General features: G+C 45.6%; 8 protein-coding genes. 4 read left to right on the forward strand and 4 right to left on the reverse strand.

Annotation, left to right across the window (positions count from 1 at the left end; translation table 11 throughout):
- Positions 1-166 precede the first annotated feature (166 nt).
- Positions 167-1,384, forward strand: a complete 1,218-nt coding sequence (mlc, locus tag OH459_RS17400; protein WP_005444840.1) for a sugar metabolism global transcriptional regulator Mlc — start codon at positions 167-169, stop codon at positions 1,382-1,384.
- Between the two features lie 232 nt (positions 1,385-1,616).
- Entirely contained in the window at positions 1,617-2,564 is a 948-nt protein-coding gene (locus OH459_RS17405; protein ID WP_005444843.1) for a chemotaxis protein CheV, read from the forward strand.
- A gap of 344 nt (positions 2,565-2,908) precedes the next feature.
- On the opposite strand, the gene OH459_RS17410 is transcribed toward OH459_RS17405, so the two are convergent.
- The 4 genes from OH459_RS17410 to OH459_RS17425 form a co-directional block, all read right to left on the reverse strand.
- On the reverse strand, positions 2,909-5,983 hold the full coding sequence (locus tag OH459_RS17410) for an error-prone DNA polymerase (RefSeq protein WP_239969892.1): 3,075 nt from the start codon (positions 5,981-5,983) through the stop codon (positions 2,909-2,911).
- 27 nt (positions 5,984-6,010) lie between these two features.
- Complete coding sequence (locus OH459_RS17415) at positions 6,011-7,414, reverse strand: Y-family DNA polymerase (protein WP_239923332.1); 1,404 nt, start codon at positions 7,412-7,414, stop codon at positions 6,011-6,013.
- A gap of 4 nt (positions 7,415-7,418) precedes the next feature.
- Positions 7,419-8,111: a translesion DNA synthesis-associated protein ImuA gene (gene imuA / locus OH459_RS17420; RefSeq protein WP_049536751.1), complete on the reverse strand. Its 693-nt coding sequence runs from the start codon at positions 8,109-8,111 to the stop codon at positions 7,419-7,421.
- 131 nt (positions 8,112-8,242) lie between these two features.
- Entirely contained in the window at positions 8,243-8,989 is a 747-nt protein-coding gene (locus tag OH459_RS17425; RefSeq protein WP_017189398.1) for a YciK family oxidoreductase, read from the reverse strand.
- 278 nt (positions 8,990-9,267) lie between these two features.
- Here OH459_RS17425 and sohB point away from each other — a divergent pair, with 278 nt between their 5' ends.
- Together sohB and cmk are read left to right on the forward strand one after the other, a co-directional pair.
- Positions 9,268-10,329 (forward strand): protease SohB, encoded by a 1,062-nt coding sequence (gene sohB / locus OH459_RS17430; protein ID WP_005444853.1) that lies wholly within the window; start codon positions 9,268-9,270, stop codon positions 10,327-10,329.
- Between the two features lie 212 nt (positions 10,330-10,541).
- Positions 10,542-11,222, forward strand: a complete 681-nt coding sequence (cmk, locus tag OH459_RS17435) for a (d)CMP kinase (RefSeq protein WP_010449241.1) — start codon at positions 10,542-10,544, stop codon at positions 11,220-11,222.
- Positions 11,223-11,311: the final 89 nt, after the last annotated feature.

Consider the following 11,311-nt stretch of genomic DNA (forward strand, 5'->3'; position numbering starts at 1 on the left):
AAGTCATTTTTCAAACAATTTAACAGGAGTCGATTTCTAGTTATTTGATTGAATACACAAACAAACATGTTTATACGTGATGCTTGTCACGGGGATTTATCAATTCACTTCACAATTACTTCGCAAAGTAAAAAAATTATCCCGTTATAGAATTTCGGAGTGCAAGATGTACATGGCTCAACCGGGCCATATTGATCATATCAAACAGGTCAATGCTGGTCGTGTATACAAACTAATTGACCTAAAGGGTCCAATATCTCGAATCGATTTATCCAAGCAAAGTGAGCTTGCGCCTGCGAGTATCACTAAGATCACTCGAGAATTGATTGAAGCCCACCTGATCCATGAAACAACGGTACAGGAAGCAACCAGTCGCGGTCGTCCTGCGGTGGGGTTACAGGTCAATAATGAAGGTTGGCAATTCTTGTCGATGCGTTTAGGTCGAGGCTACTTGACGATTGCACTGCACGAGCTTGGCGGTGACGTTCTTATCGATACCAAAATCGATATCCACGAACGTGACCAAGATGATGTGCTGGAACGTTTACTCTACGAAATTGATGAATTCTTCCAAACCTACGCCGATCAACTTGATCGTGTTACCAGTATTGCGATTACTCTGCCCGGTCTAGTGAACTCAGAGCAGGGTATCGTGTTGCAAATGCCGCATTACAATGTTGAGAACCTAGCGTTAGGTCCTGAAATATACAAAGCAACAGGCTTACCGGTTTTTATTGCCAACGATACGCGTGCATGGGCACTAGCAGAGAAACTGTTTGGTCATTCACAAGACAACGACAACTCGGTTCTTATCTCTATTCACCACGGCTTAGGCGCAGGTATTATCTTGGATGGTCGAGTGCTACAAGGTCGACACGGTAACATCGGTGAACTCGGTCATATCCAAATCGATCCGAATGGCAAGCGTTGCCATTGCGGCAATATTGGTTGCCTTGAAACCGTTGCCAGCTCACAAGCGATTCGAGAAGAGGTTGTGACTCGTATTGCTCAAGGTGAAGCTTCAGTTCTTGCTGAACAAGAAGAAATGAGCATTGAAAGTATCTGTGAGGCGGCTGCAAATGGCGACCCTCTGGCTGTTGATGTTATCGAGAAGCTTGGTCGTTACTTAGGCTCTGCCATTGCGATTGTTATTAACCTATTTAACCCAGAAAAGATCTTAATTGGTGGGGTGATCAACCAAGCGAAAGAGGTGCTTTATCCTGCTGTTCGTCGTTGTATTGAAGAACAAAGTTTGCCGGTTTACCACCAAGACCTTGAACTGGTGGAGTCTCGTTTCTATAAACAAGCGACCATGCCGGGAGCGGCTTTGATTAAGCAAGCACTGTACGACGGTCAGTTGTTGATGAAGGTGATTGAAGGTTAATTTTTCTGACATCAGAATAGGGCATTTACTGAGGGTGAACAGGAAGGTTCGCCCTTTTTTGATCATATGAGCAGAGAAAACTCGAATCTGAGCGCTGCTTCATTGCTATATCAATAGCATTAATGTAATTTTCGTAAGTATTGTAGAACACTCATAAAAAAGTATTACTTTGTTGTTCCAACACAGTTTTCTATAAAGAGTGAAAGGTAGTCGTTCAAAGTTAGGTAGTGGTATGTCCGGAGTGTTAAATACGGTTGATCAGCGTACAAATCTAGTAGGTGAAAACCGACTAGAGCTTTTGCTGTTCACGCTAAATAGTCGCCAGTTATTTGCGATTAACGTTTTTAAAGTGAAAGAGGTGATCAAACTGCCTCCGCTTACTAAGCTGCCAGGTTCTCACTATAACATTCGTGGTGTGGCATCTTTGCGTGGTGAAGCTGTGCCTGTGATTGATTTACGTTGCTCGATCGGTTTCCCTCCATTGCGTGGTGAAGTTGAAGAAGAGAACTTGATCATCACCGAGTACAACCGTTCTATTCAAGGTTTCCTTGTAGGACCGGTTCGCAACATCATCAATACTGCATGGACTGAGATTCAGCCGCCACCATCTACATCAGGACGCTCTAACTACCTAACTGCTATCACCCAAGTGAAAGATGGGGATTCATCTCAAATCGTTGAAATTATTGATGTAGAAAAAGTACTGGCTGAAATCGTTCATTATGACGTGACCATCTCTGACGGCATACTAGATCGAGAACTGGCTCAAGCGATGATTGGACAAAATGTCCTCATTGTTGATGATTCATCAACCGCGCGTAATCAGGTAAGAGACACCTTATCTCAGCTTGGTTTGAACATCATCGAATGTCGCGACGGTTTAGAAGCATTAACGGTTCTTAAACGTTGGTGTGATGAAGGCAAAGACATCGAAAAAGAATTGCTGATGATGATTACGGATGCGGAAATGCCAGAGATGGACGGGTATAGGCTGACTCATGAAGTGCGTTCTGATTCTAGAATGTCCAAGTTGTTTATCACCTTAAACACATCTTTAAGTGGTAGCTTCAACGAAGCCATGGTGCAAAAAGTGGGGTGTGATCGCTTTATTTCTAAGTTCCAGCCTGATCTTTTGGTTGAAGTCGCACAAGACAGAATGCGTCAAGTTTTATATACGTAGAATTAATCAGTGAGCCCTAAATTAATCCATAAGAATAGGTGATTAATTGAACGGTGATTGCTAAACTGTTTTACATATTTCTGAGAATGAAATATGTAAAGTATATCGCGTCACTTTTCACTTATGAGTCTATTTAGACTTATCAATATAGGGTACTTCCGTTTAATGATATGGTTAACATCGAAAGTCATCATGACTTTATCCTTGTTACTGTATAGGAAATACAAGACTAAGCGTACGGAAACGATGACTGAAGATTAATTCAGCAGAATCAAAAAGGGAGGCTTGACCTCCCTTTACTTTTTTCGGTGCAATGCCTTTTCCTACCTCTAAAACATGATTGCTTAATGGAAGTCGCGTGATTTACTTTTCAGCTCAGCAAGATTGTGCGTGCAATCGATGAGCTTACCTGCGATCACGTGCGTGACTTCGCCTTCACGCTCTAAAATTCCTTTGACCATCAACACCTTTGAAGTGAGATAAGCTTGCTTTTGGGCGCGTGCTGTTGCTCGCCATACCACCACATTGATGTTGCCTGTATCGTCTTCCAAAGTGAAAAAGGTCACGCCAGCAGCGGTGCCGGGAGATTGTCTGCCTGTGACAACACCGACAACCGTCACTAAAGATTTATGCTTTTTTTCGACTAACTGCTTCATCCGAGTAAAACGCGGTAACTTACCAGCTTCTTCCAGCAACGTAATCGGATGGCGGCTTAGTGATAGTCCGGTACTGGCATAATCTTCAACTAAGTTCTCGTATTCAGAAGGCTGAGCCTGGTAACTTACCATTGGCTCTTCCATGTGATGGAATAAAGGTAAGTCTGATAGTGAATCCATCGCTGCCCAGCGAGCGTTATAGCGATTACCTGAAAGGATTTGAAACGCATTAGCAGAAGCGAGTAACTCAATATCGCGGCGGTTTCTTAAGATTTGCTTCACTTCTTGGATAGCGCGATAGCCGGAGCTTGGTCGTCGTTCAACTAGCCGAAAGGCGCTTTCCTGATTAAAGCCCTTTACTAAGCGAAAACCCAGTTGCACACCAAGGCGACCATTCGGACGTTTGACCAAATGGTGCTGATAGGAGGAATGATTGATGCAAACAGGCAGCACTTCAACACCGTGTCGGCGCGCATCTTGAATCAATTGTGAAGGGCTATAAAAGCCCATCGGTTGGCTGTTGAGTAGGGCAGTATAGAACTCAGCAGGGTAGTAATATTTCAACCATGCAGAGCAGTAAGCTAGCACAGCAAAAGAGGCCGAGTGACTTTCCGGGAAGCCATACTCACCAAAGCCGCAGATTTGGTCGAAGATGCGCTCAGCAAATTCCAAGTCATAGCCTCGCTCACGCATTCCGTCGATCAGCTTAGGTTTGAACTTGGCAAGATCGCCGTTCTTCTTCCATGCCGCCATTGCACGGCGTAATTGATCGGCTTCACCACCACTAAATCCTGCCGCTACCATCGCCAGTTTGATTACTTGTTCTTGGAAAATCGGCACGCCCATAGTGCGCTCTAGTACGCTTTTCACTTCTTCTGATGGATAGCTGATTGGCTCTTCACCATTTCGTCGTTTTAAAAACGGATGCACCATATCGCCTTGAATTGGACCCGGGCGAACAATGGCAATTTGCACCACCAAGTCATAGTAACGCGCGGGTTTTAAACGCGGCAGCATGCTCATTTGCGCGCGAGACTCAATTTGGAACACACCAACGGTATCGGCTTTTTGGATCATACGATACACGTACGGATCGTCTTGCAATCGCGTGATCTCGGCAATCGACAGTGATCGCTGATGGTGTTTCTCGACCAATTGAAAGCATTTACGGATCGCGTTTAACATGCCGAGCGCGAGGACGTCGACTTTCAGTAGTTTTAAACTTTCCAAATCATCTTTATCCCATTGAATAATGGTGCGATCTTCCATCGAAGCATTCTCAACAGGCACCAGTTCGTACAAAGGACCAGAAGAAATCACAAAGCCGCCTACGTGTTGAGATAAATGGCGCGGAAAGCCAATGATCTCGTTCACCAACTGGATAAACTGCTGACCTTTTAACGACTCTGGCTGCAATCCTAATTCGATGATTTGCGCTTGCCAACCTTGGCTGCGATCACGCCGATTAACGTTTTTGATGAAGAAATCCAATTGAGTCTCTTCAATCCCCAACGCTTTGCCTACTTCACGCACGGCACTTTTAAAGCGATAGCTGATAACGGTGGCTGCCAGAGCGGCACGCTCGCGCCCGTACTTTTTGTAAATATATTGAATGACTTCTTCACGGCGCTCGTGTTCAAAGTCGACATCAATGTCTGGCGGTTCTTTTCTTTCTCGGCTAATAAAGCGTTCGAACAGGACCGAGATTTGCCTAGGATCGACGGCAGTGATTTCTAAGCAGTAGCACACCACCGAGTTCGCTGCGGAACCTCGCCCTTGATAGAGAATGCCTTGTTGTTTAGCAAACATCACAATGTCGTGAATGGTGAGAAAGTAATAGTGATATTGCAGCTCTTCGATGAGTGTTAATTCATTCTCAATGGTTTGATGAATGTCTGAGGGTACGCCCTCAGGAAAACGTCGCTTTTTACCACGCTCGACCAACATACGTAGATAAGTAGTAGGAGTGTAACCATCCGGAATCAGTTCTGTTGGGTATTCGTATTTCAACTCTGAAAGCTTGAATGCGCACAAGCTCGCAATATGAGTGCTTTCTGCTAGCCATTCGGATTTGTAAATTCGAGACAGTTTGTTCAATGGACGCAGTGCTCGCTCGGCATTGGATAAGCGACCAAAGCCAAGCTTGTCGACGCTACAACTATGTTTTACGGCGGTTAAGACATGTTGCAATGGTAAGCGCTCAACCGCATGCATTAAGACGCCACCACAAGCGGTAATTGGTAATTCGAACTCGCTTGCCAGTAACTCACAGTGTGTGGTGTAGGCATTATCGTCGCTGTCTAAATGACGTTGAATCGCGACCCATAATCGATGAGCGTGGTGTTGTTGGAGCCAACGCCCCCAATAATGGTCGCTTTCTTGATGAGTAGGGAGCCACAGTACTAAACAGTGACGAATCGACATCAAGTCCCATTCAGACAATTGATAACTGCCTTTCTCGCTACGTCGCCTTGCATTAGTGATGATCCGGCACAGCTCTGCATAAGCTTTACGACAAGGACAAAGTAGTACCACTTGGCACTCATCATTGAGCCAAAACATGCTGCCGACAATTTGCTTGATGTCGAGTTTATGCTGCTCGATGGTCGTATGGGCTTTCACAATGCCTGCGACGGAGCACTCATCGGTGATTGCAATGGCTTGATAGCGATAAAACGCCGCCTGCAACACTAATTCTTCTGCATGAGAAGCGCCAGTGAGAAAGGAGAAGTTGGACTGACAAAACAGTTCTGCGTAACTCATAACGATCTAATAAAAATAACTGTCGATTTAACAAAAATAGCCATGGAGAAACCAATGTTTGTGCTGATCGCGAAATACCCATAACCAGCGACCTTGCTTGGTGTGCGCAATGTAATAATCACGCATGATCTCATCACCATCCCACCATCCAGAGACAATACGCTCAGGTCCATGTACTAGAGATATTTGCTCTTGTAGCGCGATAGGTGCGGGCAATTGCATCGCGGGGCGCAGTAGAGCAGGAACGGTGTTAATTGAGACATCTGGCTCATCGGCTGGGCGATATTGGCTGGCTTTCTCTGGTCTTGGATCGCAGGTAATATTGGGTTTGAGTATTGCGCTTTTGCCCAATTTAGCTTGCAGTAAAGAGAGCAGCTCTAATGCGTTCATTTGCCCTTTTTGCCCAGCAAAAAAATCGCGTGCAGAACTTAAAGGCTCACCTTGGCGTTCTACTTTTAACGTCAGACCGATAACAGGGCCGTTTAACGTGACGGATTCCAAACTCAAACTCGCGAGCTGTTGCCAACGTTGGTACAAGTAATCACCTTGTGCGGATGTGAGCGGAAGGTGCTGTGCTTGCTTGTCTCGCTGGTGGAGGGTTAAACAGAGTTCAAACGCGACTTTATCACGCAGCTTGAGAAAGGTTTCGAGCTGACGAAGCAACTTAGCTAGTGGCTTTTCAATCCATTGGACGTTTTCAATCTCAAACAGCAGTTCTAAATAAACTTGGAAGGATTCGGTAGGGTGATAAAAGTCGACAGGGTGCTTAAACTGTCCAGTCAGTCGGCCAACGTAGTTCACCAAATCAATATCGAATCGGCGTGCAATGTCTTGTAGTGGCAGTTCAAGTAAGCCTTGCAGTGTGGTGACGCCTACACGTTGTAACTTCTCTACAGTAGCGCTTGATAAATCTGTCAGTGTTAACGGTAGTGACGATAAGGCTTGTTGTATGGCAGATTTGTCTTCGTTGATGACGTTCGTCCCTGTTAATGCCATCAATTTGGCAGAAAAAGGCGAAAAGCCACATCCGAATTGAAAACTCAGTTTCAGCTCCGATAAGTGAGCTCTGACTTTATTCCAATAGTTTTGGAGCCCTTCATACAGATTAAGCATTGGAGTTGCGCGCAGTAAAATACCTTGGTTTGGCATCAATACGACGTCAGATGTGATCAAATACAGCCATTGCGCAATTTCTTGTAACTTGCTCAATTCGGTTTGCGGATGATAAGGATGCACTTGCAAATCTCGGCACAAAGAAGCCGCGCTACCCAAGCCCATATTTGGTTTAATGCCTTGTTGCTCGGCAATCTCGTTGTATTGAATGATCCGACAACGTTGGCTTTCTACAATCACCACGGGTTGCTCTTGGTTATCGCCAAAGAGTGCGTCTAGCTGCAGGCGAGGGAAGTGCAAATAAATCCACAAAGCCATACCACTAACCTTGATTCGCCAATGGGAAATTGACCACAGTTGATGGAATGTGAGTCGTGGTTGGCATCACCAATTGTGGGTAGTGGTGTTGGAAATTGATGTCGACACTACCTTTGCTCCAACCGCCTTTTCGTTTGAGAACTTCCACGCTAACGCCTTGTCCATGACCTTGCAATTTCAGACTCAACGAAACAGGTAAAGACAAGCGGTTTGTCATATTAGGTTTGAGCATAAACAGAGGGCAAGATCCTTGCTCGCTCGCCACTTGCAGACGTTTTACTTGGTGGATCTCTAGCTCATCTTGCCACAGCAAAACGTTGGTACAAACACCGCTCTTGAGGCACTGCTCCGCTGCCCATAATGCATCGCGCTGATGTTCAGGCGTGACCACCCACACCTGGTTGATGTCTAGCCCAATGCCGTGTAGGAACAATGAATTCATCAATGCTGGTGGCTGAATGAATGCCGTGACTCCTCTCGAAAGGGATGCTTTTAAGTAAGGCGCAAGCAAACGCAGCTCGCCAATGCTGCCTATGGATTCCATTTCCACCACACCGTGAGGAGGAAAGCCGCCACCAAGCAGAGCATCTAGCTCCGGAAAACCAGAACTATTAAAGAACTGATGATCGTCAGCTTTGGTTAGATTTGCTTGCCAAACAAGATGCTGGCTTTTTAAGTGTTGGATGATGTCTTGCATAAATAAAATACCTGTATATACATACAGTATATTTCTGTGATGGAAAGTCGCAAGATTTTTATAGGCAGAAATACGAAAAAAGGCAGCATTTGCTGCCTTTTCAATCAATTATGTGAGGTAACCTAAGTGGGTTATTTACGCTTTGGTTGAGCGTCGATGCACTGACCGTTTACATCAGTGACTGCTGGGTCCATCAAGTGAAGGTAAAGCGGCATGATGTCCAGCGGTGTTTTTAACGTGTTTGCATCTTCACCTGGGTAGGCTTTTTCACGCATACGAGTACGAGTTGCACCAGGGTTAATTGCATTCACACGTATTGGTGTATCACTCAACTCATCAGCCAAGACTTGCATCATACCTTCTACAGCAAACTTAGAAATAGCGTATGGACCCCAGAAAGCACGACCAGAGTGACCAACGGTTGAAGAGGTAAAGACAATACGACCCGCTTCTGATTTACGCATGATCGGTAGTAGCGCCTGAGTCATCAGTACTTCCGCTTTCACGTTGATCTGCATGATGTCGTCGAAGTCTTCTTCATTGACTTGCTCAAACGGACACAGCGTGCTGAGAACACCGGCGTTGTGCAATAGACCATCCAAACGACCAAATTGACCTTCGATGGTTTCTGCCATGTCGATGTAGTGTTGCTTTGTTGCACCTTTTAGATCGAGTGGGATGATCGCTGGTTGAGGGTAGCCCGCAGACTCGATTTCATCGTAAATGGATTCAAGGTTTTGAACGTTTCGACCCAGTAGAATCACAGTCGCACCGTGCTGAGCGTAAGAAAGGGCGGCTTGGCGACCGATACCATTGCCTGCGCCAGTGACAAGAATGACTTTACCTTTTAGAGCATCTGCTGAAATGGAGTAGTTCACGGTAGTTAATCCTTATTATTGTATCTAGTTCCGACGTACAGGCTTCATGTTCGTTTATGTAGAAATGCGCCTGTTTCTCAATGGAAAATCTTGGTAATCGTGACAAGTTGGTTACAATACACCAATTCATGTGTTATACCAATTCCAGAACGGTTGTCCGGTATGTTATTTGAACGCTATCAATCAGAACAAGAGGTTGCTGATTTTCTTGCCTTCTCTCTGATTTTTCTACGTAACATATTGATGACTATCACTGGTATGAGATAGAGGAACTCTCATTGGAATTTTTATTAGATTACGGTCTGTTTTTGGCTAAGATTGTTACCGTTGTTGCAGCAGTAATTGTGCTGTTGATTATCGCAAAATCAGCGAGTGGTAAGTCGGGTGCAGCAAAAGGCGAATTGGAAGTTACCAACCTTTCTGAACGTCATAAAGATGCGGTAGAGCAGTTGGAGCATCACCTGCACGATGACGCTTTCATCAAAGCTCGTGATAAAGCAGTCAAGAAAGAAGAGAAAGAGAAGAACAAATCTCGCGAGAAAGAAATCAAACAAGCGAGCAAAGAAGGTTCTCTCGATAGCAAGCGCGAACCGCATCTGTTCGTGTTGGACTTCAACGGCAGCATTGATGCAAAAGAAGTAGGCTCGCTACGTGAAGAGATCACTGCAGTATTAGCTGTCGCTCGTGAAGGCGATGAGGTTTTGCTGCGCCTAGAGTCTGGCGGTGGCATGGTTCATGGTTATGGCTTGGCATCTTCTCAACTTGACCGAATCAAAGCAGCGGGTCTGCCTCTGACGATTTCTGTCGACAAAGTTGCAGCAAGTGGCGGTTACATGATGGCGTGTGTGGCAGACAAGATTGTCTCAGCTCCGTTTGCGATTGTGGGTTCTATCGGTGTTATCGCACAGATCCCTAACTTCAACAAACTGTTGAAAAAGCACGATATCGAGTACGAGCAGCTAACGGCTGGTGAGTACAAACGCACACTGACTATGTTTGGTGAGAACACTGACAAAGCGCGCGATAAGTTCAAGCAAGAACTTGAAGAAACACACGTACTATTTAAAGACTTCATCCGTGAGCGTCGCCCAGATCTAGAGCTTGAAAAAGTGGCAACGGGTGAGCACTGGTTTGGTACGCAAGCGAAAGAGCTAGGGCTGGTGGATGAAATCAGCACTTCCGACGATCTGGTTGTCGCTGCATGCAAAGAGAAAACCGTACTAGCAGTGCATTACGTGCAGAAGAAGAAACTGGCAGACAAGCTCGCTGGTGTTGCAGGTAAAGTGGCAGACAGTGTCGTGCTTAAACTTGCAGAGCGTGGTCAAAAACCGATTGTTTAATCGATAAGATAACGAGTGAAACTTAAAACGGCGAGAGTGAAAATTCTCGCCGTTTTTTATTGGAACTTTTCTCAATAGCGTGAATCCAAGTGCGCGTTGGGTGTAATGCTTTACACGACATTTTTACTCGCTCCAAAAGGCAATTACCCGTATAATACGCGCCTCGAAAACCGAGCAAATTGCTGAAAAAGAAATTATAGGTGGAGAAGAACATGTCCTCTCAAACTCCGGTTGTTACCGTAGATGGACCTAGTGGTGCAGGTAAAGGCACTTTATGTATGTTGCTGGCGAAGAAGTTGGGCTTTCATCTTCTTGATTCTGGCGCAATTTATCGTGTACTTGCACTCGCAGCGATTCACCACGGCGTAGACACTGAGTCAGAAGATGCGCTTGTTCCACTTGCTACTCATCTAGACGTGCAGTTTGTTGCTGAAGGTGACCTAGTAAAAGTGATTCTAGAAGGCGAAGACGTCTCTGGTGAACTTCGTAAAGAAGAAACTGGGATGGCGGCGTCTAAAGTGGCAGCTTTGCCACGCGTTCGTGAAGCATTATTGCGTCGTCAGCGTGCATTTGAGACTGCTCCGGGTCTTGTTGCTGATGGTCGTGACATGGGTACGGTTGTATTCACGGGTGCACAAGCGAAAATTTTCCTTGATGCGAGTGCAGAAGAGCGTGCAAATCGACGCCTTAAACAGTTGCAAGATAAAGGGTTAGATGTTAGATTTGCTGACCTTTTGAGCGAGATCCAAGAGCGTGACGATCGAGATCGTAACCGCCCAGTGGCGCCACTACGCCCTGCAGAGGATGCGCTTGTGCTAGATTCTACGTCGATGACTATCGACGAAGTGGTAGAAAAGGCACTACAATATATCGAATCGAAGCTAGCTGAGTAATTACGCTCGGCTAGGCTAAGAGCGTCGGTCGCAAGGATGATGATTGGCGAATTTAATAACCCCATGCGGTAGGATACCCGTGGACGTTT

It is taken from the genome of Vibrio sp. MM46 (assembly GCF_027587135.1).
Taxonomy (GTDB): domain Bacteria; phylum Pseudomonadota; class Gammaproteobacteria; order Enterobacterales; family Vibrionaceae; genus Vibrio; species Vibrio harveyi.